A 22,424-nucleotide genomic window follows, 5' to 3' on the forward strand; every position below is an offset into this window, starting at 1 on the left:
CACTCCCCGCGCCTCACTCCCAGCGGAAGAACCGCGCCGCCGCGCCGAGCCCGAGCACCGCCCAGACCGCGAGGATCCCGAGGTTCCCCCACGGCATGCCCGCGCCGTGCTGGAGCACGTCCCGCAGCCCGTCGGAGAGCGCCGAGATGGGGAGCAGGCCGAGGACCGACTGGGCCGCGTCGGGGAACTTGTCGAGCGGGACGATCACGCCGCCGCCCATCAGGAGCAGCAGGAAGACCAGGTTCGCCGCCGCGAGGGTCGCCTCCGCCTTGAGCGTGCCCGCCATCAGCAGGCCGAGCCCGGAGAAGGCCGCCGTGCCGAGCACCAGGAGCAGCAGGACGGCGAAGGGGTTGCCGTGCGGCGACCAGCCGAGCGCGAAGGCGATCACCGTGAGCAGCACGATCTGCAGCACCTCGGTGACCAGGACGGACAGGGTCTTGGCCGCCATCAGGCCCCAGCGGGGCAGCGGGGAGGCGCCGAGCCGCTTGAGCACGCCGTACCGGCGTTCGAAGCCCGTCGCGATGGCCTGGCCGGTGAACGCCGTCGACATCACGGCGAGCGCGAGGATGCCGGGCGCGAGGAAGTCCACGGCCTCGCCCGTGCCGGTGTCGACGATGTCGACCGCGCTGAAAAGCACGAGCAGCAGGGCCGGGATCACGACCGTGAGCAGCAGCTGCTCGCCGTTGCGCAGCAGCATCTTCGTCTCGAGGACCGCCTGCGCGGCGATCATGCGGGGCAGCGGGGCGGCGCCCGGCTTCGGCGTGTACGTACCGGCGGCGCTCATCCGCGCAGCTCCTTACCCGTGAGCTCCAGGAAGACGTCTTCCAGGGTGTGGCGTTCGACCGAGATCCGGTCCGGCATGACCCCGTGCTGGGCGCACCACGAGGTGACCGTGGCGAGCAGCTGCGGGTCCACCGTGCCGCTCACGCGGTACGAGCCGGGGGTCAGCTCGGCCGCGGCCGAGTCCGGCGGCAGCGCCTTCAGGAGCGAGCCGACGTCCAGGCCGGGGCGCCCGGTGAAGCGCAGGGTGTTCTCGGCGCCGCCCCGGCACAGCTCGTCGGGGCTGCCCTGGGCGATGACCTTGCCCGCGTCGATGATCGCGACGTCGTCGGAGAGCTCCTCGGCCTCGTCCATGTGGTGCGTGGTGAGGATGACGGCGACGCCGTCGCGGCGCAGGTCGCGCACCAGGTCCCAGGTGGCCCGGCGCGCCTGCGGGTCGAGGCCCGCCGTCGGCTCGTCGAGGAAGACGAGCTCGGGCCTGCCGACCACGGCCATGGCTAGCGCGAGGCGCTGCTGCTGGCCGCCGGACAGACGCCGGTAGGTGGTGCGCCCGCAGCTGCCGAGGCCGAGCCGCTCGATGAGGTCGCCCACGTCCAGCGGGTCGGCGTGGAGCTTGGCGACGTGGCGCAGCATCTCGTCGGCGCGGGCGCCGGAGTAGACGCCGCCGGACTGGAGCATCACGCCGATCCTGGGCCGCAGCGCGGCGGCCTCGCGGACCGGGTCGAGGCCGAGGACGCGGACGGTGCCGGAGTCCGGCTTCCGGTAGCCCTCGCAGGTCTCGATCGTGGTGGTCTTGCCCGCGCCGTTGGGGCCGAGGACGGCGGTGATGCCCGCCCCGGCGCTCAGGTCGAGACCGTCGACCGCGGTCTTGGTTCCGTACCGCTTGACCAGATTCCCGATCTGGACGACGGGCTCGCTTCGCATGGTGAGCAAGTCTAGGGACGGGTCCGAGGTCCCGGGCGGGCGGGGCGCCGGTCCTCTTCCTGGTGACCTTTTCCGGCCGTACGAGGAGGAAACGGGGCCTAGCGTCGATACGTGACCAGCATCGCGGAGAACGTCGAGGAGACCTCTGAGCAGGCGGCCCACAAGGCGCACGACCTCAGACGCACCCCGCGCTACTTCGTCTCGGCCGTCCTCGCGGGCGCCTACATCGGGGTCGGCGAGGTGCTGCTCCTGGTGGCGGTGTCGCCGTTCGTGGCGGCGGGCTCTGCGGCGGTGAAACTCCTCGAAGGAGCGGTCTTCCCGATCGCGCTGACGATCGTGATGTTCGCGGGCGCGCAGCTGTTCACCAGCAATGTGATGGTGATGCTGATCGGCGCGCTGACCGGGCGGACCGGGGCGCGGGACCTGGTCGGCAGCTGGGGGCTCTCGCTGGCGGGGAACTTCGTCGGGGCGTTCCTCTTCGGCGCGATGGTGCACGCGTCCGGCGTCGCCTCGACGCCCTCGGCGCGCGCGATGCTCGCCGAGATGGTCCGGAGCAAGGAGGAACTGGCCGGCGGACAGCTGTTCTGGCGCGCCGTGCTCTGCAACTTCCTGGTCTGCCTGGCGATCTGGATGTTCTACCGGGCCAAGGGGGACGGCGCGAAGATCTTCGTGCTGTGGATCCCGGTCCTCGTCTTCGTCGCCGTCGGCTTCGAGCACTGCGTGGCGAACATGGCCCTGTTCGCCCTCGCGATCCTGGACGGCGGCGCGGACTTCGCCGACCTGGGCAGGAACCTGCTGTTCACGGTGCCGGGCAATGTGGTCGGGGGCGGTCTCCTGGTGGCCGGGTCGTACTGGTTCATGGGGCGCCCTGAGCGTGAAGAGGACCTCTAGGCGGGTGACGCCAGCCACCGCTCGGCGTACGCGACGGCGTCCGCCAGCGGGAACAGCCGCGACTCGGCGGCGCCCACGCTGCCCCGTACGACCTCGGTGTCGCGCTCGAAGGCCGCGCCGAGTTCCTCGAAGCGGCTGCTGTCGAGCGACGGCTCCCGCACGGTCGTCCACCGGCGGCCCTGGGACGTCATGACCGCGAAGGAGTTCTCGGACTCGGGGCCGGGGATCCGGTACTGGGCCAGATGGAACGCGGTGCACGAGCCGTAGCCCGCGCCGAGCAGCAGGACGCGGGCGCCCGCCTGCTCCAGACGGCCCAGCGGGCTGCGCTCGCCGAGGCTGCAGTCGCGGGCGTGCCCCGTGGTGAGGTGCGCGGCGGCGGGGCCGAGCGCGGCGAACGAGGCCTGCGGATGCGTGCTGCGCAGCGCGCCCGGCCAGGTGCGCACGGCCTCGGGAACGACGCCGACGTTGAAGGAGGGCGAGGTCAGTGGGTCGTACGCGGGCATCGACGCGCGCAGCACGGGCCACCAGCTCTCGGGCACCGGCGGGTTCTGCCACACCGAAGGCTCGGAGTTGTCCCCCGTCTGCGTCGGGACGACCAGCGTGCCGTCGGGGCCGAGCGCGTCGAGGAGCGCCTGGACGAGGGCGACCACACCGCCGCTGACCCAGCCGAGCGAGCTGAGCGAGGTGTGCGCGAGGAGGGTCTCGCCGGGGCGCACACCGAGCCTCAGAAGCTCGTCCGCGATCGACTCACGGGTGCACAAAGGGCCGGTGGGAGGGGGTGTCGCCATGGTCGGAGAGTCTTCCCGACCGGCCTCGCCCGCGCCACCGGTTTGATCGATCAGTGATCGTTTCCGCAGGTCAGCTTAGGTATGCCTAAGTGATGCAGCGCACCAGCCGGTGATCCGGGCGCGGGTTGTCAGGCTCTGAGGAATTACGCAACAATGGCGTTGTGAAAAACGTTGGCGAGGCTCCCCAGGAGGAACTCGCGACCGGGATGCGCTCGGACCACTCGACGCGCAACCGGGTCGCGCGGTCCATCCTGGACCACGGCCCGTCCACCGTGGCCGACCTCGCCAAGCGGCTCGGCCTCACCCAGGCCGCCGTCCGCAGGCACCTCGACGCACTCGCCCATGAGAACGTCGTCGAACCCCGTGAGCAGCGGGTCTACGGCGCCCGGACGCGGGGCAGGCCCGCCAAGGTCTTCGCCCTGACCGACTGCGGGCGCGACGCCTTCGACCAGTCCTACGACAAGCTGGCCGCGGACGCGCTCCGGTGGATCACCGAGCACCACGGCGAGGACGCGGTCGTCGCGTTCGCCAAGGCGCGCATCGCCGCCCAGGCGGAGACGTACAAGAAGGCCGTCGACGCGGCACCCGCGGAGCGGCGTACCGAGGCTCTGGCGAAGGCATTGACCGCCGACGGGTACGCTGCTACGGCGCGCAGCGCGCCGGTCGGCGAGCAGCTCTGCCAGCACCACTGCCCGGTCGCCCACGTGGCCGAGCAGTTCCCGCAGCTGTGCGAGGCGGAGACGGAAATGTTCTCCACGCTGCTCGGTACGCATGTCCAGCGGCTCGCCACGATCGCCCACGGCGACGGCGTCTGCACGACCTTCATCCCCCGCAGCACCACACAGACCACCGATTCACCATCAGCAAGCACCGCCGGGAGGAACCCCGCATGACTCTCCCTATCGAGGAGACTGCCCACCCCGAGCTCGAGGGCCTGGGCACGTACGAATACGGCTGGGCCGACTCCGACGCGGCTGGTGCCTCTGCCAAGCGCGGCATCAACGAGGACGTCGTCCGGGACATCTCCGCCAAGAAGTCCGAGCCGGAGTGGATGACCAAGCTCCGCCTCAAGGGCCTGCGCCTCTTCGACAAGAAGCCCATGCCGAACTGGGGCTCGGACCTCTCCGGCATCGACTTCGACAACATCAAGTACTTCGTGCGCTCCACGGAGAAGCAGGCGGAGTCCTGGGAGGACCTGCCCGAGGACATCAAGAACACGTACGACAAGCTCGGCATCCCCGAGGCGGAGAAGCAGCGCCTCGTCGCCGGTGTCGCGGCCCAGTACGAGTCCGAGGTCGTCTACCACCAGATCCGCGAGGACCTGGAGGAGCAGGGCGTCATCTTCCTGGACACCGACACGGCGCTGAAGGAGCACCCGGAGCTCTTCAAGGAGTACTTCGGGACCGTCATCCCCGTCGGTGACAACAAGTTCGCGTCGCTGAACTCCGCCGTGTGGTCCGGCGGCTCGTTCATCTACGTCCCCAAGGGCGTGCACGTCGAGATCCCGCTCCAGGCCTACTTCCGCATCAACACGGAGAACATGGGCCAGTTCGAGCGCACGCTGATCATCGTCGACGAGGACGCGTACGTTCACTACGTCGAGGGCTGCACGGCGCCGATCTACAAGTCGGACTCCCTGCACTCCGCGGTCGTCGAGATCATCGTGAAGAAGGGCGGCCGCTGCCGCTACACGACGATCCAGAACTGGTCGAACAACGTCTACAACCTGGTCACCAAGCGCGCCGTGGCGTACGAGGGCGCGACCATGGAGTGGATCGACGGCAACATCGGTTCCAAGGTCACCATGAAGTACCCGGCCGTCTACCTGATGGGCGAGCACGCCAAGGGCGAGACGCTCTCCATCGCCTTCGCGGGCGAGGGCCAGCACCAGGACGCCGGCTCCAAGATGGTCCACATGGCGCCGAACACGTCCTCCAACATCGTCTCCAAGTCGGTGGCGCGCGGCGGCGGTCGTACGTCGTACCGCGGTCTCGTCGAGATCGGTGAGGGTGCCCCCGGTTCGAAGTCGAACGTGCTCTGCGACGCGCTGCTCGTCGACACGATCTCGCGCTCGGACACCTACCCCTACGTCGACGTCCGCGAGGACGACGTCTCCATGGGGCACGAGGCCACCGTCTCCAAGGTCTCCGACGACCAGCTCTTCTACCTGATGAGCCGCGGTCTGACGGAGTTCGAGGCCATGGCGATGATCGTGCGCGGCTTCGTCGAGCCGATCGCCAAGGAGCTGCCCATGGAGTACGCCCTGGAGCTGAACCGGCTGATCGAGCTGCAGATGGAGGGTTCGGTCGGTTAACACCGGCCGGTACCGGCCGGCCGCGCGCCGGCCGGGCCCTCGCAGCTACTGACTTCTTTACGCAGAGAGAGAGCACGACGACAGCCATGGCTGAGGCTCAGAACATCCCGGTGGGAAGCACCACCGCAGGATCGATCGCGGTGGCCGCCGAGTCCACCGTCGCGACCCGCATGAGCGCGCCCCCGTCCTTCGACGTGGCGGACTTCCCGGTGCCGCACGGCCGCGAGGAGGAGTGGCGGTTCACGCCGCTGGAGCGCCTGCGGGGCCTGCACGACGGCACCGCGGTGGCCGACGGCGGCATCCGCGTCGAGGTGAGCGCCCCCGAGGGCGTCACCCAGGAGACCGTCGGCCGGGACGACGCGCGCGTGGGCAAGGCGGGCAAGCCCGTCGACCGCGTCGCCGCCCAGGCGTACTCGTCCTTCGAGAAGGCCTCGGTCGTGTCCGTCCCCAAGGAGACGGTGCTCACCGAGCCGATCCGGATCGCCGTGCACGGCGAGGGCGGCACCGCCTTCGCGCACCAGGTGATCGAGCTGGGCGCGTTCGCCGAGGCCCTGGTCGTCATCGACCACACCGGTGACGCCGTGCTCGCCGCCAACGTCGACTTCATCGTCGGCGACGGCGCCAAGCTCACCGTCGTCTCCGTCCAGGACTGGGACGACAAGGCGGTGCACATCGCCCAGCACAACGCGCTGGTCGGCCGTGACGCCACCTTCAAGTCCGTCGTCGTCACCTTCGGCGGCGACCTGGTCCGCCTGCACCCGCGCGTCAACTACGCGGGCACCGGCGGCGAGGCCGAGCTCTTCGGCCTCTACGTCACGGACGCGGGCCAGCACCAGGAGCACCGCCTCCTGGTCGACCACAACACCCCGCACTGCAAGTCGAACGTCGTCTACAAGGGCGCGCTCCAGGGCGACGACGCGCACGCGGTGTGGATCGGCGACGTCCTCATCGAGGCCGCGGCCGAGGGCACGGACACCTACGAGATGAACCGCAACCTGGTTCTGACCGACGGCGCCCGGGTCGACTCGGTGCCCAACCTCGAGATCGAGACCGGCGAGATCGTCGGCGCGGGCCACGCCTCGGCGACCGGCCGCTTCGACGACGAGCAGCTCTTCTACCTGCAGTCCCGCGGCATCCCGGAGGACGAGGCGCGCCGCCTGGTCGTCCGCGGCTTCTTCGCCGAGCTGGTCCAGCAGATCGGCCTGCCGGACGTCGAGGAGCGCCTCATCGCGAAGATCGAAGAGGAGCTGGAGGCGACGGTCGCATGACCTTCGTACGCGCCTGCGGCCTGAGCGAGCTGTCGGAGGACACCCCCAAGCGGGTGGAACTCGACGGTACGCCGGTCTCGGTCGTCCACACCGAGGGCGAGGTGTTCGCGATCAACGACATCTGCTCGCACGCGAACGTCTCGCTCTCCGAGGGCGAGGTGGAGGACTGCCAGATCGAGTGCTGGCTGCACGGCTCCGCGTTCGACCTCCGCACCGGCAAGCCGTCCGGTCTTCCCGCGACGCGCCCCGTCCCCGTATACCCCGTAAAGATCGAAGGGGGCGATGTACTCGTTGACGTACACGCCTCCCTTTCCCAGGAGTCCTGAGGCACCCATGGCAACGCTTGAAATCAAGGACCTGCACGTCACCGTCGAGGCCGACAACGCCACGAAGGAGATCCTCAAGGGCGTCGACCTGACCGTGAAGCAGGGCGAGACCCACGCCATCATGGGCCCCAACGGCTCCGGCAAGTCGACGCTCGCCTACTCCATCGCGGGTCACCCCAAGTACACGATCACGCAGGGCACCGTGACCCTCGACGGCGAGGACGTCCTGGAGATGTCCGTCGACGAGCGTGCCCGCGCCGGCATGTTCCTCGCCATGCAGTACCCGGTCGAGGTCCCCGGTGTCTCGGTCTCCAACTTCCTGCGCACGTCGGCGACGGCGATCCGCGGCGAGGCGCCCAAGCTGCGTACCTGGGTGAAGGAGGTCAAGGGTGCGATGGAGCAGCTCCAGATGGACCCGGCCTTCGCCGAGCGCAACGTGAACGAGGGCTTCTCCGGCGGTGAGAAGAAGCGCCACGAGATCCTCCAGATGGAGCTCCTCAAGCCGAAGATCGCGATCCTCGACGAGACGGACTCCGGTCTGGACGTCGACGCCCTGCGCCAGGTCTCGGACGGCGTCAACCGCGTCCGCGAGACCGGTGAGGTCGGCACGCTCCTCATCACGCACTACACGCGCATCCTGCGCTACATCAAGCCCGACTTCGTGCACGTCTTCGCCAACGGCCGCATCGCCGAGTCCGGCGGCGCCGAGCTCGCCGACAAGCTCGAGGCCGAGGGCTACGAGGCCTACACGAAGGGCGGCGCATCTTCGTGACACAGCTGCCGGGCCTCCTCGACACCGAGGCGATCCGCAAGGACTTCCCGATCCTGGATCGCACGATCCACGACGGCAAGAAGCTCGTGTACCTGGACAACGCGGCGACCTCCCAGACGCCGCGCCAGGTCCTCGACGTACTGAACGAGTACTACGAGCAGCACAACGCCAACGTTCACCGCGGCGTGCACGTCCTCGCCGAGGAGGCCACGGCGCTGTACGAGGGCGCCCGCGACAAGGTCGCGGAGTTCATCAACGCGCCCAGCCGCGACGAGGTGATCTTCACCAAGAACGCCTCGGAGTCGCTCAACCTCGTGGCCAACATGCTCGGTTGGGCCGATGAGCCCTACCGCGTGGACCACGAGACCGAGATCGTCATCACGGAGATGGAGCACCACTCCAACATCGTTCCGTGGCAGCTGCTCTCGCAGCGCACCGGCGCGAAGCTGAAGTGGTTCGGCCTGACCGACGACGGCCGGCTCGACCTCTCCAACATCGACGAGATCATCACGGAGAAGACGAAGATCGTCTCCTTCGTGCTCGTGTCGAACATCCTGGGCACGCACAACCCGGTCGAGGCCATCGTGCGCCGCGCCCAGGAGGTCGGCGCCCTCGTCCTCGTCGACGCCTCGCAGGCCGCCCCGCACATGCCGCTGGACGTGCAGGCGCTGCAGGCCGACTTCGTGGCCTTCACCGGCCACAAGATGCTCGGCCCGACGGGCATCGGCGTGCTGTGGGGACGGCAGGAGCTCCTGGAGGACCTCCCCCCGTTCCTCGGCGGCGGCGAGATGATCGAGACCGTGTCGATGCACTCCTCGACGTACGCTCCCGCGCCGCACAAGTTCGAGGCGGGTACGCCCCCGGTCTCCCAGGCCGTGGGCCTGGGCGCGGCCGTGGACTACCTGACCGCGATCGGCATGGACAAGATCGCCGCTCATGAGCACGCGATCACCGAGTACGCGGTCAAGCGGCTCCTCGAAGTCCCGGACCTGAAGATCATCGGTCCGTCGACGGCGGAGGACCGCGGCGCCGCGATCTCCTTCACGCTCGGCGACATCCACCCGCACGACGTGGGCCAGGTCCTGGACGAGGAAGGCATCGCGGTCCGCGTGGGTCACCACTGCGCTCGCCCTGTCTGCCTCCGCTACGGAATTCCTGCGACCACGCGAGCGTCGTTCTATCTGTACTCCACGCCCGGCGAGATCGACGCGCTCGTCGACGGCCTGGAGCACGTACGGAACTTCTTCGGCTGAGGGGCTGGCTGGGAACGTGAAGCTGGATTCGATGTACCAGGAAGTCATCCTGGACCACTACAAGCACCCGCACGGGCGTGGTCTGCGCGATGGCGACGCCGAGGTGCACCACGTCAACCCGACGTGCGGCGACGAGATCACGCTGCGCGTGAAGTACGACGGGTCGACCATCGCCGACGTGTCGTACGAGGGCCAGGGCTGCTCCATCAGCCAGGCCAGCGCGTCCGTCCTGAACGACCTCCTGGTCGGCAAGGAGCTCGCCGAGGCGCAGAAGATCCAGGGCGTGTTCCTGGAACTGATGCAGTCCAAGGGCAAGCTGGAGCCGGACGACGCGATGGAGGAGGTCCTGGAGGACGCCGTCGCGTTCGCCGGGGTCTCCAAGTACCCGGCGCGGGTGAAGTGCGCACTGCTGAGCTGGATGGCGTGGAAGGACGCGACGGCCCAGGCGCTCGGCACCGACGCCGCCGGCGCCGCCGACGTCGCTGAGAGGAAGACCGCATGAGCGAGAACGAGACCCTGACCACGAAGCCGGCTTCCGAGGAAGAGGTCCGCGAGGCGCTGTACGACGTCGTCGACCCCGAGCTGGGCATCGACGTCGTCAACCTCGGCCTGATCTACGGCATCCACGTCGACGACGCCAACATCGCCACGATCGACATGACGCTGACGTCCGCGGCCTGCCCGCTGACCGACGTCATCGAGGACCAGGCGAAGTCCGCCACGGACGGCATCGTCAACGAGCTCCGGATCAACTGGGTCTGGATGCCGCCGTGGGGCCCGGACAAGATCACGGACGACGGGCGCGAGCAGCTTCGGGCGCTCGGGTTCAACGTCTGAGGTTCCCCGACTTCGAAGCCCCCCGGATGACCTCCGGGGGGCTTCGGTGCGTTCAGGGCCGGGACGCCTCGGCCAGTGTCCGGGCCAGGCCCTCCCCGCGGATGCGGCGGTCGATGTAGAGCAGGGCCGTCACCAGGGGCAGGAAGACAGTGGCGAGAAGTTGGGTGAGCAGGGTGCCGATCATGCCGAGCAGGGCGTAGAGGCCGAACTGCGAGCGGAGTTGGCTGAAGAGGACCTCCGAGGTGTCGCTGTCCGGGTGCACCGCGGGCGGTTCGGGCGCGGCGAACTGCAGGGGCAGGCGGAACGCCAGGGACACGATCAGCACGATGATCCCGGCGAGCAGCGAGATGCCGAACGTGCGCCACCAGGCGCCGCGCACCAGGTGGGCGGAGCGGCGCAGCGCCGTCAGCGGGCCCGCCGACTCCAGGACCGCGGCGGCCGGGGCGAAGGCGAACAGGACGTAGAGCCAGGCCGCCAGCGGGAGCACCAGGAGGCAGAGCAGGAAGATCAGGCCGAAGGGGGCCGCCGAGTCGGTCAGGAGGGTGACGAAGAAGGCGACGAGGAGCAGCGCGAACGCGGCGACCGGCAGCAGCAGGATCACGGCGAGCGGCACCGTCACCGCCGCCACGGTCGGCGTGCGTGACCAGGCCCTGCGCCAGATCGCGCGGAACGTGGTGGGGCGGCCGAGTACCGCCTCGTGCAGGGTGGCGGCGCAGGCGGCCTGGATGAAGGAGTTGACGGCCAGGCTCGCGAGCAGGACCAGCGCCCAGACCGCGCCGAAGGCCATGAGGAGCGGTCGCCCGTGCTCCCAGGAGAAGGTGGCGCCCGGCTCGTACATGGCCCGGGAGTCCTCGCGGGTGGCGGCGTACGCGGCGAGCAGCGCGCCCGTCATGACCACGGTCAGCAGGCCGTACGCCGCGGCCGCGGTGCCGAACAGCGGCTTGGCGTAGCGCCGCATCGTGGCGAACGCGCCGCCCAGGACGTGGTCGGCGCCGAGCGGGGCGAGGGGGATGACGCCGGGCTTCGGGGGCGGGGGCGGCGGTGCCCAGCCGTGCGGTCCCCAGCCGGGCGGGCCCCAGCCGTGCGGCCCCCAGCCGTGCGGGTCTCCGTACGGTCCGGGCTGTCCCGGCTGTCCCTGCTCAGGTATGTCCGGCATGTTCCTCGTGCTCCCGCGTCGCGTGCGCCCCTGCGGCCCCCCACAGTGATCGCGTCACCCTAACCGGTACGGAATCCCGTTTTTGCGTACGCCCGTACACATCGATATGTACACTCGTACGCATGGGATACGCACTGCTGGCCGGCGCCATCGCGGCGGAGGTGGCCGGGACGACCGCCATGAAGTACAGTGAGGGGTTCAGCAGGCTGTGGCCCTCGCTGATCACGGTCGCGGGCTATCTGCTCGCCTTCACGCTGCTCGCGCAGACCCTCAAGACCCTCTCCGTGGGCACCGCCTACGCGATCTGGGCGGGTATCGGCACCGCCGCCGTCGCCGCGATCGGCATGCTCTTCCTGGGGGAGGCCGCCAATCTCGTCAAGGTCGCGGGCATCGCGCTCGTGATCGCGGGTGTCGTCGTGCTCAATCTGGGCGGGGCGCACTGATGGGCCGTCGCTACGATCCCGAGCGCCGTCAGCGGATCATCGACGCGGCGATCCGCGTGGTCGGGGACAAGGGCATCGCCGGGCTCAGCCACCGCTCGGTCGCCGCCGCGGCGGACGTGCCGCTGGGCTCCACGACGTACCACTTCAAGACGCTCGACGAGCTGATGGTCGCGGCGCTGCGGCAGTCGAACGAGGGCTTCGCGAAGGTGCTCGCGTCGAGCGGCGTGTTCGAGGACCCGGAGGCCGATCTCGCGGAGGCACTCGCCCGGGTCCTCGGCGAGTGGTTCGCGGGGGAGCGGGCCGGGGTCGAGCTGGAGTACGAGCTCTATCTCGCCGCCCTGCGCAGGCCCGCGCTGCGCCCGGTGGCGGCCGAGTGGTGCGAGGGGCTCTCCGTCGTCATCTCGCGGCGCACCGATCCGGTCACCGCCTGCGCCCTCGTCGCCCTGATGGACGGCATCAGCCTCCAGGTGCTGCTCACGGGCGGCGACTACGACGAGGCGTACACCCGCGACGTCCTCAACCGGCTTCTCGTGCCAGGGAGTTGACCGTCTCCAGGGCCGCTTCGACGCTCGCCGTGACGTCCGTGACCGGGTACTGCACGTCCCGGACCACCCGGGCGCGGTCCACGATCAGGGTCAGCCGCTTCATCCGGGTCACGCCCGCCGCGCGGAACGTCGGCAGGCGCAGCGCCGCCGTCAGGGTCAGGTCCGCGTCCGACAGGAGCGGGAAGCGCAGGCCCTCCTTCTCCGCGAACGCCCGCTGCTCGTCCGGGCGTTGCGACGAGACGCCGTGCACGGCCGCGCCCGCCGCGGCGAACTCCGCGAGCTGGTCGCGGTAGGTGCAGGACTCCAGGGTGCAGCCGCGCGCGCCGGGGATCCCGGCCCAGCCGGGCGGGTAGGCGTCCTGGCGGGCGTACGCGCCGGGGAAGCAGTACAGGACGGTGTACGGGGTGTCCTCGGCCACCGGATCGCGCAACTGCCCTTGATCGTCGATGAGTTGGAGCTCCGGCAGGCGCGTGCCGAGCAGTTCGTGCACGCGCCGGGCCTCCAGGGACGCCTCCGCCGCGGTCGCCATCGTCTCTCCCTCTCCCGCCACCCACGTGTCGCCCCAGTCCTGGAGGGCGACCAGGACGGGCAGCAGCGCGCGGCCGCGCGGTGTCAGGCGGTACTCGTGGCGTACCGGCCGGTCCTGGTAGGGCACGCGCGTCAGTACCTCCGCGTCCACCAGGAGGTGCAGCCGCTCGGTCAACACCTTGCGGGACACGCCCAGTTCACGCTGGAGCTCGTCGAAGCGGTGCACCCCGCGCGCCGTGTCGCGCACGATCAGCAGGGTCCACCAGTCGCCGACGACGTCCAGGGCCTGCGCGATGGCGCAGTGGTCGTCGTCGAGTCGGGTCCGTTGCGCCATGACGCTCATGCTGACATAGTCCGTTCCCAAAAGGAACTCACTCATCTGCGGGGGGCGTGGTGCGTGGTCTGCGCGCGGTACCGAGGACCGTGTGGCTGCTCGCCGCCGGTCAGTTCTTCAACATGGTCGTCGCCTTCACCTTCGTCTACTTCTTCGTCTATCTGACCCACGGGCGCGGCCTCTCCGTCGCCCAGGCCGGGCTGATCAGCGGCATCGGCGGGGTGGGCATGGTCGCGGGCAACTTCACCGGCGGCTGGTTCGGCGACAAGTTCGGACATCGACGGGTGCTCCTGATCGGCTCGCTGGTCGGCGGCGTGGGCGTGCTCACGCTGCCCGTCCTGCCTCTCGCGCTGCTCTACGTCGTGCCGCCGCTCAGCCAGTACGCCGGGGGCTGCGTGCGCGCCGCCAACGGCGCCCTCGTCGCCGTCACCGTGCCCGAGGGCGGGCGCCGCCAGGCCTTCGCCGTGATGCGGTTCGCGGGCAACGCGGGCTTCACCGTCGGGCCCCCGCTGGGCGCGCTGCTCATCGCCCACGTCTCGTACACCTGGCTCTTCGTCGTCGACGGGCTCGGCACGCTCGTCTTCGCCGCGTACGCCTGGCGGGTCCTTCCCGCGCACGGAGCGGTCGCGGCGGGCCGCGCCGAGAGCGCCGCGCCGGGTCCCGGCGTCTTCGCCGAACTGCGCCGCCGCCCCACCGTCCTCGTGCTGCTCGCCGCGATCCTGGTCACCGACCTCGTCTACCGCCAGCAGTACGCGACGCTCCCCGTCGACCTCGACCGGCACGGCCTGGACACCGGCGTCTACGGCTGGCTCCTCGCGATCAACGGCGGCGTCATCCTGCTCCTCGAACTCCCCGCCGCCCTCGCCCTGCGCGGCCGCGCGCCGCTGCGGATCATCGGGGCCGGTCTGGTGCTCGTCGGCGCGGGCTACGCCGTGCTCGCCGTCGGCACCGGGCTCGGCACCGCCGTGGCCATGATGCTGCTGCTCACCCTGGGCGAGATCCTCTACAAGACACCGGCCACCGCGTACGTCGCCGACCAGGCGCCCGCGCACGTACAGGGCCGCTTCCAGAGCCTGTACTCCGGCGTCTCGGTCAGCGGCGTCGTGCTCTCGGCGCCGCTGGGCGGTGCGCTGTACACCGTGGCCCCGGGGCTGCTCTGGCCGGTGTGCGCGGTGCTCGCGGGCGCGGCGGGGTGTGTGGTGCTCGCGGCCGGACGGGGGCGCGGCGGGTCGCGGTCCGGTGGCGTCGCCGCGGGCAGCCCGGACCCTGAGACCGGTTCGCTCGTGCGGCGCACCTCCGGTTAGGTTTCACCCATGACCGACACGAATGCTTCCCGCACCACCGGCGCCGTCGCCGCAGGACTCGCCACCGTCACGGCCGACGGCACCGTTCTCGACACCTGGTTCCCCGCGCCCGAGCTCGTCGCCGAGCCCGGTCCCGCCGGCAGCGAGCGGCTGACCGCCGAGCGCGCCGTGGAGCTGCTCGGCGACGGCGCGGCCAAGGCCATCGGCCCGGACGCCCGCCGTGGCGTGGAGGTCATCGCCGTACGTACGGTCATCGGTTCCCTGGACGACAAGCCGCTGGACGCCCACGACGTCTACCTGCGCCTGCACCTGCTCTCGCACCGCCTGGTCAAGCCGCACGGCGTGAACCTCGACGGCCAGTTCGCCTTCCTCGCCAACGTCGCCTGGACCTCGCTCGGTCCGGTCGCCGTGGACGACGTCGAGAAGGTCCGGCTCAACGCCCGCGCCGAGGGCCTGCACCTCTCGGTGACCTCGGTCGACAAGTTCCCGCGCATGACGGACTACGTCACGCCGAAGGGCGTCCGCATCGCCGACGCCGACCGCGTACGGCTCGGCGCGCACCTCGCCGAGGGCACCACGGTCATGCACGAGGGCTTCGTGAACTTCAACGCGGGCACGCTGGGCACCTCCATGGTCGAGGGCCGCATCTCCGCCGGCGTCGTCGTCGGCGACGGCTCGGACATCGGCGGCGGCGCCTCCACGATGGGCACCCTCTCCGGCGGCGGCAACGTCCGCATCGTCATCGGCGAGCGCTGCCTGGTCGGCGCCGAGGCGGGCGTCGGCATCGCGCTCGGCGACGAGTGCGTCGTCGAGGCCGGTCTCTACGTCACCGCGGGCACCCGGGTGACCATGCCCGACGGACAGATCGTCAAGGCCCGCGAGCTCTCCGGCGCCTCGAACATCCTCTTCCGCCGCAACTCGGTCACGGGCACGGTCGAGGCCCGCCCGAACAACGCGGTCTGGGGCGGCCTGAACGAGGTTCTGCACAGCCACAACTGATCACCGGCGGCCGTGACGTGCGGCTGTCTACTGGATCAACGCTCTGAACTGCGGCGCAGTCGTCGCCAGTTGTCAGCGTTGGTCACCAACGAGCGCCCTTCCATGGCCCTAGGACGGCCCGGGAGGGCGCTCTTGTGTGCGGCGCAGTGGCACTCAAGCTGCCATGGAGATCCTCGGCGGTATGGCATTTTCTGCACCAAGGGCCTCCGGGCGCCGCTACGATTCCAGCGTGCAGACTGACAGTGTCGCGAAGCTACTGAAGGCCGAAGAGTTTCTCACTGTTGCCGACACTGCTTTGAGCTGCGAGTATTTCGACGCCGCTGTTAGCCTAGCCGTCTCAGCTGCAATTAACGGTAGTGATGTTATTTGCCAGGAAGTTCTTGGCCGCTATTCGGCGGGTAAAAGCCATGATGGAGCCCTGTCACTGCTCCGCAAGTGTGGAACGCCGGGTACTACCGTGTCGAGACACTTGCAGAAAGTCTTAAACTTAAAATCGAAAGCTCAGTACTCTCCAGCCCGTTGTAGGTACAAAGAGGCTGAAGATGTTTTCAAGCATGCGCAACGACTGATTGAGTTCGTGAAACTCTGGGTTAAGCAGCGTGAGCAATAGGTGGTGTGCAGTGGTTAGGTGCTTCGTAGTAGGTCCGATCGGCAATAAGTTCGCGCCGCTCGGAGACCCAGGGCGGCAAAGTTACGAGGACTCTCTTCAGGTCTTCGAAGAGGTTATTCAAGCCGCGTGTCAGCAGGTGGGGATCGATCCCGTTCGTGCGGATCAGATCGCCGTCGCTGGTGAAATCACCGAACAGGTATTTCGGCATCTCTTTGAAGACGATGTGGTGATCGCAGATGTGAGCGGCGGAAATCCTAACGTCATGTATGAACTAGGGCTTCGGCATGCGACGGGGAAGCTGACGATTCAGATCGGTGAGTTTGGCCAGCTCCCCTTCGACGTCAACACAGTCAGAACTATTCAGTTTTCTCGATCGCCCAGAGGGTTGATCGATGCTCGAAACCAGCTTGAGAGGGCTCTGCAAGCGGGGTTGCTGGATGGTCAAGACGTACTGACGGCGACGAGGATTTTCCAAGAATCTGGTGAGGGTAAGGCTGAGATCGACTTGCCTCTACCTGAACCCTCCATCGAAGTCGATGGCAGTGACGATGAACCCGGTTTCTTGGATAATATGATCGAGATTGAGAACCAACTGGCGTTGATGACTGACAACGCGGACGGGGTCGCTTCCTCGATTGAAGTGATCGGCGCTGTGACTGAGTCGGTGGGTGCCGAGCTGGAGAGGGCGGCTCAATCTGGAGCATCGAACAGTGCTCGTCTTGCGCTCATCTCGAAGTACGCATCTGAGATCAGTGAGCCTGTTGAGATGCTGGAAAAGAGCTCGGCTGACTTCGCGTCGAACATGACCTCCATCAACGATGGCGTGCTTTCCGTGCTTGGTGTAATCCAGAACGGTGACCCATCTGAGCTCCCTGAAGGGTGGGATGGATTCCTGGACCAGTTGATTGGCATGGCGGAGTCCTCTCGTGAAGGGATGGAGGGACTCAATACATTCGGCACTGCCGCAGAAGGGCTTGGATCGCTCAGTCGGCAGCTTCGTGGTCCAGGGCGAAAAATCAACAATTCGGTCGGGAATATGCGCAAGGCTATTGCCAAAATTGATGCCTGGGAACGGGCGGCGCGATCCATCAAGCACAAGGCTGCGAATAATCCCGTCGGTTAAGGCTGGTGGAGTCTTAATGGCCGAGTCAAGAGGCTCTGCTTGTCGCCGGTGCTGTCAGGCGTCGGTGTCGGCGGCCTCTTCGAGCAGGTCCAGGACGTGGTTGTGGAACCGGCGTTCGGCAGCGCGGCATGGGGCGTTGAAGAAGGCTCGCTGAGCCTCGGCAAGATCGCAGTTCAAGAGGCCCATGGTCACGAACACGGCTTCCACGCCGTGGCATCCGTTGTCTTTGAGGAACTGCTGGAGTGCGTCCGTGTCGCCGGTCGCCTCCCAGACGGGCCGGGCGGTTTCCTGCATGGCTGCGATGCGCGCTGATCGTTCTGCGTCGAAGCTCACTGGACCCGCCTCTCCGGGATGGGTCCGCAGACTATCGCCAGTGGTGGGGCGCGTTGGCCCAGTTAAGCGGCTCGAGCGACCGGTGGGCGCAGGGTGAAGGGCCTTCCGTCGCGTAAGAGGGCCCACAGGACATCGACGCGTCGGCGGGCGAGGGCGATGACGGCTGGGACGTGCTTGCAGCCCTCGGCTCGCTTCTTCGAGTAGTGGTCACGGTTGGGGCCCTCACGGATGATGCTGGTCTGGGCGGACAGATTGAAGACTCGGCGGAGGCGTCGGCTGTAGCGTTTGAAGTCCCGGGGAACCGGCACCAAGCCGGCCGCGGAGGCCAGGTGACCTGCGTCGGCGAAGGCGGCCAGATCACCTGCGGCAACGATGAACTCGGCACCCGGGATGGGCTCCATGCCGGGCAGGGATTCGATGATGTGGGCCTGGGGGTGGGGCGGCGGTCGGCCGGCGCCCCACCCCCTTGCCGGGCTCGCTCGGTACGGGCGCCTCGGTTGGACCCTCGCAAGGTCAAGCCATGGACGGCGGATCGTGTGATGGATCTGCACGAGGCGCTGCCGGATCCCTGGCGCGAGATGATCGCGGTCTGTGCTGGCTGTGGGCTTCGGCACGGTGAGATCTTCGGGTTGTCCGTGGAGGACCTCGCCTTCCTTGGCGGCACCCTTCACGTGGTTCGCCAGGTCAAGCTTCTTCGTGGAACGCGACCCGTCTTCGGGCCTCCCAAGGGCGGCAAGGAGCGTGACGTACCGCTGCCCGAGACCGTGGGCTTCGCGCTCGCCGCGCACATCACCAAGCACGCGCCGATTGAGGTGACGTTGCCCTGGAAGACCTTGGACGGTCCGCCGGTGACTGCCTCGCTGCTGTTCCTGACGGTGCAGGGCAAGCCGCTCAACCGGACTCGCTTCAACGAGAAGACGTGGCAACCGGCCCTTCGAGCCGCTGGGGTGCCTCTCGGTCGTGAGAACGGCATGCACGCGCTGAGGCACTTCTACGCCTCCGTGCTCCTCGACGCTGGCGAGAGCATCAAGGCCCTGAGTGAGTACCTGGGCCACCATGACCCGGCCTTCACGCTGCGCACGTACACGCATCTCATGCCGACGAGCGAGACCCGGACGAGGGCTGCTGTAGATCGTGTGTTCAAGGGGCACGACTCGGCGGATGACGGCCCCGGGGCGGCCCATGGGGATGGCTGATCGTCCGACCTGTTGCGTCATCAGAACAGCCACAACTGACCTGCCCCCACCGGCCGGTCGAGAGCGCCCTCCCGTCACGGGAGGGCGCTCTCGCGCTTCCGCGTGCGTATGCTGCGCGGGACGACAGGAGAGGGACATGCGCGAAGCGGGGATCAGGGCCGTTGCCCTGGGTGCGGTGGCTGTGGTGGGGCTCGTGGCCGGGTGCGGTCAGAGTGTCGGGCAGGAGCAGGGGGCAGCGGCGGGGCCGGGGAAGGCCGGTGGGCACGGGGGTGTGCGGCAGGTGGAGCGGGTCGTCGCCGGGGATCACAGTTATCCGCTGGAGAAGAGCGACATTCCCTGGAGCGGCAGCCCGAGCCCGTTCAACGCGCAGGTGAAGCTGGCCGACGGGCGCCGTGTGGCCATGCACTACCTGAGCAAGAAGGGGCTCTTCGTGCAGGACTACAGCCCCACGGCCAAGGGCTGGTCCAAGTCGGCCGTCGTGTACAAGACGAAGACCGACGCGTGCCAGGGCATCACCCTCAAGGCCAAGGACGGCACCGTCGCGGCCTTCGGGGACTTCGCCCGGTACTGCGCGGACGGCGAGCCGCCGACCGAGTCCGTCGCCGCCGTCGCCACCGGGCCGCTGACCAAGTGGGACAAGCACCTCACCAAGAACTTCGACGGCTGGGAGAAGATCGCCGTCGCCGCCGGGGGCAAGCAGGTCACCTTCAGCAGGGGCGGGAAGACGCTGCGCTGGACCAAGGCGGCGGGGTTCCCCGGCTGATCACGGCCGTACGAAGTTCCTTCCGAACGCAGGCATAGCGGGGGACGGCCGGACCCGTCCAGAGGAGTGAGGGGGCAGCAGGCCCGCCGGGGAAGAGAAGGTGGCGATGGATGCCGAAGGGCAGGAGAGTTTCCGGGAGTTCGTGCGGAGCAGATCCGGCGCGCTGTTGAGGACCGCCGTGCTGCTCAGCGGCGGCGACCGGCACGCGGCCGAGGACCTGCTCCAGAACGCGCTGGTCAAGGCCGTCGGCCGCTGGCACCGCATCGACGAACCCGAGGCGTACGTACGGCAGGTCCTCTACCGCCAGCAGATCAGCCGCTGGCGGCTGAAGTGGCCGCGGCGCGAACTGGCCGTCGCCGAGCCGCCGGAGACCCCCGTGGCCGGGGACGGCGTGTCCACCGCGGAGCTGCGGATCGTGCTGCGCGGGGCGCTCGCCAAGCTCACCGCGCGGCAGCGGACCGTCCTCGTGCTGCGCTACTTCGAGGACCTGCCGGAGGCGGAGGTGGCCGCGCTCCTTGGCTGCTCCGTCGGCACCGTGCGCAGCACGACGCACCGCTCCCTGGCCCGGCTCAGGGGTCTCGCGCCCGAGCTGGCCCGGCTCGAAGGGCCCGGCACCACGTCCGGATCCCCCGACTTCTCGCCCGTGGAGCCCGTGGAGGTAGGACCGTGAACGTCGAAGATCTGGTGCGCGATTCGCTGCGGGAACAGGCGGCGCAGGAGGCGCCGGTGCCGGGGGACCTCGCGGAGCGGGTGCTCACCGTGCGGCGCCGGCGCAGGGCGCGCGCGATCGCGGGCACCTCGCTCGCCGCGGTGGCGGCCGTGGTGGCGGTGGCGGTGCCGGTCATCGGCGCCGATTCCGACACGCGGGAGCCGCGCCCGGCGAGCGAGCTGCGCGACGGGGACGTCGTCGCGCACCCCGACCAGTCGCCGCCGCGTGACCTGATCGCGGCGGGCGGCACCGCGCTCGCCGCGTTCAGTACGAGCACGAAGGTCGGTCAGCCCGACGGCGACGCCCTGATCACCCGCACCTACCGGCTGCTGGACCAGCGGACGGGCCGCTACCGCAAGGCCGAACGCTGGTCCTTCCTCGACGTGGCGCCCGGCATGCGCACCGCCGCCGTACTCGAACGGGGCCTGCCCACCCAGCGGATCGGCCTGCTCGACCTGCTCACCGGCAAGGTCGAGCGCTGGATTCCGGTGAAGCGCGGCGTCGGCGGCGTCGAGTTCTCGCCCGACGGCAGGAAACTCGTCGCGACGACGTACGAGAACGACCCGGACCGGCTCGACAAGGACCGGCCGATCAGCGACGGCAAGAAGGAGGAGCCGGGCCCCGCGGACCCGAGCAGGACCGGCTTCTACCTCGTCGACGTGGCGTCCGGCGACGCCCACTGGAACGAGGTGCGCACGAAGACCGACGATTTCGGCATGGGGGACATCAACACCCGCCAGGACTTCGCCTTCAGCCGCGACGGCTCCCTGGTCTACTCGGGCCTCATCAGGGCGCCGCACCACCAGTACTACGACGTCGACGGCCGCGAGCGGAGCGCTCCCGCAAGGGAGAAGCACCTGCGCTGGTACGTCGAGGCGGGGCTCTCGCCGAGCGGGAAGCTCGCGGCAGGTGACTTCGCGGGCAGCGGCCACGAGACGGCCTCCGAGGTGATCGACCCGCTCACCGGCAAGCACGTCGCCAAGGTGCCCGGACAGCAGCTCCTCGCCTGGGTCGACGACAAGCGGCTGATCGCCTGGGACATCGCGCCCGGCACGAGCGAGTACCGCAACCGGCTCGTCCTGGTGACGATCGGGAGCAAGAAGACGGTGCCGCTCAGCGGCTTCCTCTCGCCGAAGGCCGACGCGGACGGGCGCTGGACCCCGGTGTTCGCGGCGCGCTAGCCGACCGCGTCGTACGCCGCCCGCAGCCCGTCGGTCGCCGCGCGGCCGGCGGGCAGCAGCGGTGCACGGACCGGGCCCGACGGCAGCCCGAGCGCACCGAGCAGCGCCTTCGCGGTGACCGCGCCGGGCAGGCCCGAGGCCATCATGAGGTCGATGAGCGGGGTGGCGGCGAGCTGCCCGCGGCGCGCTCGTTCCGTGTCGCCCGCGTCGAACGCGTCGAGCACCGCCCTGAGTTGACGGGGGATCACATTGGCGACCGTGCTGATGTAGCCCGCGCCGCCGACGGCGTACAGCGCCAGATCGTACTCGTCGCAGCCCGCGTAGTACGCCAGATCCGTGCGGCCCATGACGCGCTGGCTGGCCAGGATGTCGTACGCGCAGTCCTTCACGCCCACGATCCGCGGATGGTCCGCGAGGCGCAGCAGCGTCTCCGGCGCGATGCGGGTGCCGGTGCGGCCGGGGATGTCGTAGAGCAGCACCGGGAGCCCCGAGCCGTCGGCGACCGCGCGGAAGTGGGCCGCCACGGCCTCCTGCGGCGGCTTGCTGTAGTACGGCGTGACCACCAACAGGCCGTCCGCGCCCGCCTTCTCGGCCGCGCCGGCCAGCTCGACGGTGTGCCGGGTGTCGTTGCTCCCGACGCCCGCGACGACGCGGGCCTGGCCCGCCACCGCGTCGGCCACGGCGCGCACGAGCGCGGACTTCTCCGCATCGGAGGTGGTCGGCGACTCGCCGGTGGTGCCGGACAGGACGAGCCCCTCGCAGCCGTCGCCCACCAGACGGTCGGCGAGGCGCTGCGCGCCGTCCAGGTCGAGGGTGCCCGCCTCGGTGAAGGGCGTGATCATCGCGCACAGGGCGCGGCCGAAGGGGGCCGGGGTTCGGGAGGTCATGACGGCAGTGTTCGGCACGCGTCGCTGAAGCTCCACTTAATTCTCCTACGAGGTAACGGGTATGAACGCTAAATGATCGCAGATGCCGGGGGTAGCCGGGCCGGGTGCGGGTACCCGGTCGGCACCGCGCTCCCCGTGGCGGAGCGCGAGAGACACGAAC

The 22,424-nt window shown here is 69.3% G+C and carries 26 protein-coding genes and 1 pseudogene; 19 read left to right on the forward strand and 8 right to left on the reverse strand.

Annotated elements, in window-relative coordinates; genetic code table 11:
- Positions 1-13: 13 nt before the first annotated feature.
- Together ACIO9J_RS33905 and ACIO9J_RS33910 are read right to left on the reverse strand one after the other, a co-directional pair.
- Positions 14-784, reverse strand: coding sequence for an ABC transporter permease (locus tag ACIO9J_RS33905; protein WP_402008015.1), 771 nt, complete (start codon positions 782-784; stop codon positions 14-16).
- The gene (locus ACIO9J_RS33910; RefSeq protein ID WP_402008017.1) at positions 781-1,704 is read right to left on the reverse strand and encodes an ABC transporter ATP-binding protein; all 924 of its coding nucleotides are present in this window, start codon (positions 1,702-1,704) and stop codon (positions 781-783) included. Before ACIO9J_RS33910 ends, ACIO9J_RS33905 begins: the two co-directional genes overlap by 4 nt.
- Before the next feature lie 111 nt (positions 1,705-1,815).
- Between ACIO9J_RS33910 and ACIO9J_RS33915 the strand changes: the two genes are divergently transcribed.
- Positions 1,816-2,595 carry a formate/nitrite transporter family protein gene (locus ACIO9J_RS33915; protein WP_402008019.1) on the forward strand — a complete coding sequence of 260 codons (780 nt, stop codon included), beginning with the start codon at positions 1,816-1,818 and terminating at the stop codon, positions 2,593-2,595.
- Here the strand turns inward: ACIO9J_RS33915 and ACIO9J_RS33920 are convergent.
- A complete protein-coding gene (locus ACIO9J_RS33920) occupies positions 2,592-3,383 on the reverse strand; it encodes an aminoglycoside N(3)-acetyltransferase (RefSeq protein ID WP_402008021.1) in 792 nt (263 codons plus the stop codon). The genes ACIO9J_RS33915 and ACIO9J_RS33920 overlap by 4 nt on opposite strands.
- Positions 3,384-3,544: 161 nt before the next feature.
- On the opposite strand from ACIO9J_RS33920, the gene ACIO9J_RS33925 reads away from it, so the two are divergent.
- The 8 genes from ACIO9J_RS33925 to ACIO9J_RS33960 all read left to right on the forward strand — a co-directional run bounded on the left by ACIO9J_RS33925 (position 3,545) and on the right by ACIO9J_RS33960 (position 10,153).
- A complete protein-coding gene (locus tag ACIO9J_RS33925) occupies positions 3,545-4,276 on the forward strand; it encodes a helix-turn-helix transcriptional regulator (protein WP_402008024.1) in 732 nt (243 codons plus the stop codon).
- Entirely contained in the window at positions 4,273-5,697 is a 1,425-nt protein-coding gene (gene sufB, locus ACIO9J_RS33930) for a Fe-S cluster assembly protein SufB (RefSeq protein ID WP_402008026.1), read from the forward strand. The genes ACIO9J_RS33925 and sufB overlap by 4 nt, the downstream gene beginning before the upstream one ends.
- A gap of 86 nt (positions 5,698-5,783) precedes the next feature.
- Positions 5,784-6,965 (forward strand): Fe-S cluster assembly protein SufD, encoded by a 1,182-nt coding sequence (sufD, locus tag ACIO9J_RS33935; RefSeq protein WP_402008028.1) that lies wholly within the window; start codon positions 5,784-5,786, stop codon positions 6,963-6,965.
- Entirely contained in the window at positions 6,962-7,291 is a 330-nt protein-coding gene (locus ACIO9J_RS33940; protein WP_402008030.1) for a bifunctional 3-phenylpropionate/cinnamic acid dioxygenase ferredoxin subunit, read from the forward strand. Before sufD ends, ACIO9J_RS33940 begins: the two co-directional genes overlap by 4 nt.
- A gap of 7 nt (positions 7,292-7,298) precedes the next feature.
- A complete protein-coding gene (gene sufC / locus ACIO9J_RS33945; RefSeq protein WP_402008032.1) occupies positions 7,299-8,063 on the forward strand; it encodes a Fe-S cluster assembly ATPase SufC in 765 nt (254 codons plus the stop codon).
- A complete protein-coding gene (locus ACIO9J_RS33950; RefSeq protein ID WP_402008034.1) occupies positions 8,060-9,316 on the forward strand; it encodes a cysteine desulfurase in 1,257 nt (418 codons plus the stop codon). Before sufC ends, ACIO9J_RS33950 begins: the two co-directional genes overlap by 4 nt.
- A 16-nt stretch (positions 9,317-9,332) precedes the next feature.
- Positions 9,333-9,818: a Fe-S cluster assembly sulfur transfer protein SufU gene (sufU, locus tag ACIO9J_RS33955; protein WP_402008036.1), complete on the forward strand. Its 486-nt coding sequence runs from the start codon at positions 9,333-9,335 to the stop codon at positions 9,816-9,818.
- Entirely contained in the window at positions 9,815-10,153 is a 339-nt protein-coding gene (locus tag ACIO9J_RS33960) for a metal-sulfur cluster assembly factor (protein WP_030687191.1), read from the forward strand. Before sufU ends, ACIO9J_RS33960 begins: the two co-directional genes overlap by 4 nt.
- 52 nt (positions 10,154-10,205) lie before the next feature.
- Here the strand turns inward: ACIO9J_RS33960 and ACIO9J_RS33965 are convergent, their stop codons facing one another.
- Entirely contained in the window at positions 10,206-11,309 is a 1,104-nt protein-coding gene (locus ACIO9J_RS33965; RefSeq protein ID WP_402008039.1) for an oxidoreductase, read from the reverse strand.
- A 122-nt stretch (positions 11,310-11,431) separates the two neighbouring features.
- On the opposite strand from ACIO9J_RS33965, the gene ACIO9J_RS33970 reads away from it, so the two are divergent.
- A complete protein-coding gene (locus tag ACIO9J_RS33970; protein ID WP_055543925.1) occupies positions 11,432-11,752 on the forward strand; it encodes a multidrug efflux SMR transporter in 321 nt (106 codons plus the stop codon).
- Positions 11,752-12,297 carry a TetR/AcrR family transcriptional regulator gene (locus ACIO9J_RS33975; protein WP_402008041.1) on the forward strand — a complete coding sequence of 182 codons (546 nt, stop codon included), beginning with the start codon at positions 11,752-11,754 and terminating at the stop codon, positions 12,295-12,297. The genes ACIO9J_RS33970 and ACIO9J_RS33975 overlap by 1 nt, the downstream gene beginning before the upstream one ends.
- Here the strand turns inward: ACIO9J_RS33975 and ACIO9J_RS33980 are convergent.
- Positions 12,269-13,159 carry a winged helix-turn-helix transcriptional regulator gene (locus ACIO9J_RS33980; RefSeq protein ID WP_402008043.1) on the reverse strand — a complete coding sequence of 297 codons (891 nt, stop codon included), beginning with the start codon at positions 13,157-13,159 and terminating at the stop codon, positions 12,269-12,271. The two genes, ACIO9J_RS33975 and ACIO9J_RS33980, sit on opposite strands and share 29 nt — an antisense overlap.
- Before the next feature lie 59 nt (positions 13,160-13,218).
- On the opposite strand from ACIO9J_RS33980, the gene ACIO9J_RS33985 reads away from it, so the two are divergent.
- The 4 genes from ACIO9J_RS33985 (at position 13,219) to ACIO9J_RS34000 (ending at position 17,195) form a co-directional block, all read left to right on the forward strand.
- Positions 13,219-14,463, forward strand: coding sequence for an MFS transporter (locus tag ACIO9J_RS33985; protein WP_402008045.1), 1,245 nt, complete (start codon positions 13,219-13,221; stop codon positions 14,461-14,463).
- Between the two features lie 9 nt (positions 14,464-14,472).
- On the forward strand, positions 14,473-15,462 hold the full coding sequence (gene dapD, locus ACIO9J_RS33990; protein ID WP_402008047.1) for a 2,3,4,5-tetrahydropyridine-2,6-dicarboxylate N-succinyltransferase: 990 nt from the start codon (positions 14,473-14,475) through the stop codon (positions 15,460-15,462).
- Positions 15,463-15,625: 163 nt separating this feature from the next.
- Positions 15,626-16,072, forward strand: coding sequence for a HEPN domain-containing protein (locus ACIO9J_RS33995; protein WP_402008049.1), 447 nt, complete (start codon positions 15,626-15,628; stop codon positions 16,070-16,072).
- On the forward strand, positions 16,062-17,195 hold the full coding sequence (locus ACIO9J_RS34000; RefSeq protein WP_402008051.1) for a hypothetical protein: 1,134 nt from the start codon (positions 16,062-16,064) through the stop codon (positions 17,193-17,195). The genes ACIO9J_RS33995 and ACIO9J_RS34000 overlap by 11 nt, the downstream gene beginning before the upstream one ends.
- Before the next feature lie 54 nt (positions 17,196-17,249).
- Here ACIO9J_RS34000 and ACIO9J_RS34005 read toward each other — a convergent pair whose 3' ends face one another.
- Complete coding sequence (locus ACIO9J_RS34005; protein WP_402008053.1) at positions 17,250-17,528, reverse strand: hypothetical protein; 279 nt, start codon at positions 17,526-17,528, stop codon at positions 17,250-17,252.
- 62 nt (positions 17,529-17,590) lie between these two features.
- A pseudogene (locus ACIO9J_RS34010) lies at positions 17,591-17,965 on the reverse strand (transposase); the annotation flags it as partial.
- Positions 17,966-18,067: 102 nt separating this feature from the next.
- On the opposite strand from ACIO9J_RS34010, the gene ACIO9J_RS34015 reads away from it, so the two are divergent.
- The 4 genes from ACIO9J_RS34015 (at position 18,068) to ACIO9J_RS34030 (ending at position 21,377) form a co-directional block, all read left to right on the forward strand.
- The gene (locus tag ACIO9J_RS34015; RefSeq protein ID WP_402008055.1) at positions 18,068-18,724 is read left to right on the forward strand and encodes a tyrosine-type recombinase/integrase; all 657 of its coding nucleotides are present in this window, start codon (positions 18,068-18,070) and stop codon (positions 18,722-18,724) included.
- Between the two features lie 136 nt (positions 18,725-18,860).
- Positions 18,861-19,487, forward strand: coding sequence for a hypothetical protein (locus tag ACIO9J_RS34020; protein ID WP_402008057.1), 627 nt, complete (start codon positions 18,861-18,863; stop codon positions 19,485-19,487).
- Between the two features lie 106 nt (positions 19,488-19,593).
- Complete coding sequence (locus ACIO9J_RS34025; RefSeq protein ID WP_402008059.1) at positions 19,594-20,157, forward strand: SigE family RNA polymerase sigma factor; 564 nt, start codon at positions 19,594-19,596, stop codon at positions 20,155-20,157.
- Positions 20,154-21,377: a WD40 repeat domain-containing protein gene (locus ACIO9J_RS34030; RefSeq protein ID WP_402008061.1), complete on the forward strand. Its 1,224-nt coding sequence runs from the start codon at positions 20,154-20,156 to the stop codon at positions 21,375-21,377. The genes ACIO9J_RS34025 and ACIO9J_RS34030 overlap by 4 nt, the downstream gene beginning before the upstream one ends.
- Here the strand turns inward: ACIO9J_RS34030 and dapA are convergent.
- Positions 21,374-22,264 carry a 4-hydroxy-tetrahydrodipicolinate synthase gene (gene dapA, locus ACIO9J_RS34035; RefSeq protein ID WP_402008063.1) on the reverse strand — a complete coding sequence of 297 codons (891 nt, stop codon included), beginning with the start codon at positions 22,262-22,264 and terminating at the stop codon, positions 21,374-21,376. The genes ACIO9J_RS34030 and dapA overlap by 4 nt on opposite strands.
- Positions 22,265-22,424 lie beyond the last annotated feature (160 nt).

Source organism: Streptomyces sp. NPDC087300 (assembly GCF_044744425.1).
Taxonomy (GTDB): domain Bacteria; phylum Actinomycetota; class Actinomycetes; order Streptomycetales; family Streptomycetaceae; genus Streptomyces.

What these genes read in the sequence shown, in the direction of transcription:
- ACIO9J_RS33905 (WP_402008015.1), bottom strand. Translation starts at nt 784, where the DNA reads ATGAGCGCCGCCGGTACGTACACGCCGAAGCCGGGCGCCGCCCCGCTG.
- ACIO9J_RS33910 (WP_402008017.1), bottom strand. Translation starts at nt 1,704, where the DNA reads ATGCGAAGCGAGCCCGTCGTCCAGATCGGGAATCTGGTCAAGCGGTAC.
- ACIO9J_RS33920 (WP_402008021.1), bottom strand. Translation starts at nt 3,383, where the DNA reads ATGGCGACACCCCCTCCCACCGGCCCTTTGTGCACCCGTGAGTCGATC.
- sufB (WP_402008026.1), top strand. Translation starts at nt 4,273, where the DNA reads ATGACTCTCCCTATCGAGGAGACTGCCCACCCCGAGCTCGAGGGCCTG.
- sufD (WP_402008028.1), top strand. Translation starts at nt 5,784, where the DNA reads ATGGCTGAGGCTCAGAACATCCCGGTGGGAAGCACCACCGCAGGATCG.
- ACIO9J_RS33940 (WP_402008030.1), top strand. Translation starts at nt 6,962, where the DNA reads ATGACCTTCGTACGCGCCTGCGGCCTGAGCGAGCTGTCGGAGGACACC.
- sufC (WP_402008032.1), top strand. Translation starts at nt 7,299, where the DNA reads ATGGCAACGCTTGAAATCAAGGACCTGCACGTCACCGTCGAGGCCGAC.
- ACIO9J_RS33960 (WP_030687191.1), top strand. Translation starts at nt 9,815, where the DNA reads ATGAGCGAGAACGAGACCCTGACCACGAAGCCGGCTTCCGAGGAAGAG.
- ACIO9J_RS33965 (WP_402008039.1), bottom strand. Translation starts at nt 11,309, where the DNA reads ATGCCGGACATACCTGAGCAGGGACAGCCGGGACAGCCCGGACCGTAC.
- ACIO9J_RS33970 (WP_055543925.1), top strand. Translation starts at nt 11,432, where the DNA reads ATGGGATACGCACTGCTGGCCGGCGCCATCGCGGCGGAGGTGGCCGGG.
- ACIO9J_RS33975 (WP_402008041.1), top strand. Translation starts at nt 11,752, where the DNA reads ATGGGCCGTCGCTACGATCCCGAGCGCCGTCAGCGGATCATCGACGCG.
- ACIO9J_RS33980 (WP_402008043.1), bottom strand. Translation starts at nt 13,159, where the DNA reads ATGGCGCAACGGACCCGACTCGACGACGACCACTGCGCCATCGCGCAG.
- dapD (WP_402008047.1), top strand. Translation starts at nt 14,473, where the DNA reads ATGACCGACACGAATGCTTCCCGCACCACCGGCGCCGTCGCCGCAGGA.
- ACIO9J_RS33995 (WP_402008049.1), top strand. Translation starts at nt 15,626, where the DNA reads ATGGAGATCCTCGGCGGTATGGCATTTTCTGCACCAAGGGCCTCCGGG.
- ACIO9J_RS34015 (WP_402008055.1), top strand. Translation starts at nt 18,068, where the DNA reads ATGGATCTGCACGAGGCGCTGCCGGATCCCTGGCGCGAGATGATCGCG.
- ACIO9J_RS34020 (WP_402008057.1), top strand. Translation starts at nt 18,861, where the DNA reads ATGCGCGAAGCGGGGATCAGGGCCGTTGCCCTGGGTGCGGTGGCTGTG.
- ACIO9J_RS34025 (WP_402008059.1), top strand. Translation starts at nt 19,594, where the DNA reads ATGGATGCCGAAGGGCAGGAGAGTTTCCGGGAGTTCGTGCGGAGCAGA.
- dapA (WP_402008063.1), bottom strand. Translation starts at nt 22,264, where the DNA reads ATGACCTCCCGAACCCCGGCCCCCTTCGGCCGCGCCCTGTGCGCGATG.